This is a genomic window from Floridaenema aerugineum BLCC-F46, from assembly GCF_041929345.1.
GTDB classification, from domain to species: Bacteria; Cyanobacteriota; Cyanobacteriia; order Cyanobacteriales; family Aerosakkonemataceae; genus Floridanema; species Floridanema aerugineum.
On sequence record NZ_JBHFNQ010000107.1, the window covers coordinates 1 to 1,521 of the forward strand.

General features: G+C 41.6%; 1 protein-coding gene and 1 pseudogene. Both read left to right on the forward strand.

Annotated elements, in window-relative coordinates; translation table 11 throughout:
* Positions 1–185 (forward strand): annotated as a pseudogene (locus ACE1CC_RS13880) (IS607 family transposase); the annotation flags it as partial.
* A 42-nt stretch (positions 186–227) separates the two neighbouring features.
* Entirely contained in the window at positions 228–1,454 is a 1,227-nt protein-coding gene (locus ACE1CC_RS13885) for an RNA-guided endonuclease InsQ/TnpB family protein (protein WP_413271023.1), read from the forward strand.
* Positions 1,455–1,521: the final 67 nt, after the last annotated feature.

A 1,521-nucleotide genomic window follows, 5' to 3' on the forward strand; every position in this document is an offset into this window, starting at 1 on the left:
AGTTGGTGCAATGGGGTGGAGGCTCAATAATTGTAGCTAACGCCGAAACCCTTTCCCCGCAAGAAGAATTGACTCAGGATCTTCTGTCTATAATCCATTGCTTTAGTTCTCGCCTTTATGGGTTGCGTAAATACAAAGCCAAAGTGAAGAAAATTGTAGACGGGGTTGATCCTTGCTCCGATTGAGGGTATACTTATTCACGTAAAGAAGTTTAAGCAAGTTTAGTGATGTACGCAATAAAAAGAGAGTGGCAACTGAATAACAAGGAAACCTCTTTAATGCGTGGCATTGCTGGCTTTCGGAGATTTGTCTACAACTTCGGGCTAGAGATGTTAGTCGCCAGTTGGAGCTTTGAGGGCGTTAAACTCGGTGACTCTAAAAGAATTGACATCATCAAGCAAGTCTTTACCCAAGTAGTCATGAGAATGCCTGAATATGCGTGGATCAAACAATACCCATCCACCGTATATCAGTCAGCTTTTATCGATCTGAAAAAGGCATTCAAAAGGTGGCGACAAGGATTAAGTGGTTTTCCCAAAAAGAAAACCAAAAAGAAGGGTGATTCATTTACGGTTTACAAAACATCTGGTGTTTACCCAGTAAAAGGTAAACCACCAATCCCCTTTACTAACCGAGTAGTTATCAAAGCGGGTAAAAGGATTCAACTTCCTGGTTTGAAAGAATTTAGACTTAAGGAGAAGATAGACTTTACTTGCAGTTCGCAAACTTTCACGGTTACTAGAACTGCGGACAAATGGTTTGTTTCTTTTGTGTTGGATGCCGAAAAGGTTCCGACTATTTATCACCCAATCGAACGGGTTGGAGTTGATTTAGGAGTGAAAACTCTAGCAACTGTTAGTAATGGAACTTATTACGCCATGCCAGTTTCTACAAAAAGGGCGAAAACCAAGCTCAGTAAACTGCAATGGCGCAATCGTAACAAGGTTTTAGGTAGCAGGAAATTAGGTGTTAGGGCATCTAAAAACGCAAAAGATTATTACTCCAAATCAGCGAGGCATCATGGGAGGATTAGCAATATTCGCCGCGACACAATTCATAAAATGACAACTGATTTGAGTCGTCGTGTTTACTGCATTCGCATTGAAGACCTAAACGTTTCAGGCATGATGGCAAACCACAAACTCGCATCAGCAGTTAGCGATAATTGCTTCTATGAAGTGCGTCGTCAATTGGTTTACAAACAAAACCATTATGGAACTAAAGTTGAGTTAGTTGACCGATGGTTTCCCTCATCCAAAACCTGTTCTTGTTGCGGTCACATCCAAGACATGAAGCTTTCAGACAGGGTGTTTGATTGCCAAAAATGCGACAACACAATTGACAGAGATTTAAATGCCTCGCTCAATTTGGAAAATGCCCCTGAAGAAAAAGTAAGGTCGGCTCGACCTGAACTTAACGCCTGTGGACAAGTTGGTGCCGACACCCTTGGTTGAAGCAGGAAGAAAACACCAGATCGGATTAACAAGTTTAGTTAGGTTTGGATAAGTTTTTCAGAGCAGT